Origin of the sequence: Mesorhizobium sp. M7A.F.Ca.CA.001.10.2.1 (assembly GCF_003998575.1) — a bacterium.
In the GTDB taxonomy this organism is placed as follows: Bacteria; Pseudomonadota; Alphaproteobacteria; order Rhizobiales; family Rhizobiaceae; genus Mesorhizobium.
Genome location: NZ_RZQY01001387.1, coordinates 1 through 413, shown reverse-complemented (window position 1 = coordinate 413; position 413 = coordinate 1). Strand labels below are relative to the sequence as shown.

Here is a 413-nt window from a genome sequence, read left to right as displayed (position 1 = left end):
GTTTCCCGGAATCCGACGCCCTTCTCCAGCAGCGCCGCAGGGTCGCGGGAAAAGTCGTCGGTTTCCAGAAACAGGAAGACACGCCCGCCGGTCTGGTTGCCGATGCTCCGCCTTTGCGCCTCGTCGGACGCTTCCGCCAGAAGCAGCCTGGCGCCCTGCCCGTTGGCCGGCGCGACCGCGATCCAGCGCTTGCCGCCGCCGAGATCGACATCTTCGACGAGCAGGAAGCCCAGCCGCTCGACATACCAGGCAATCGCCTCGTCATAATTGGCGACGACCAGGGCGACCGTGGCGATGCGGCGATGCTCGGCGAACCCGCTCATGCCTGAGGCTTGCTCATTGGCCTGCTGCCGTTCATCGTTGCGGCTCGGTCACTTGTTGCGGATCGCAACGCGGCCGATCAGGCGTCGCTC

Annotated in this window: 1 protein-coding gene; it reads right to left on the bottom strand. The window is 66.3% G+C overall.

Features of this window, described 5'->3' with window-relative positions; all coding sequences use genetic code 11:
* The coding region (locus EN964_RS37225; RefSeq protein WP_127277645.1) for a VOC family protein at positions 1-323 on the bottom strand (323 nt) is incomplete at its 3' end.
* Positions 324-413: the final 90 nt, after the last annotated feature.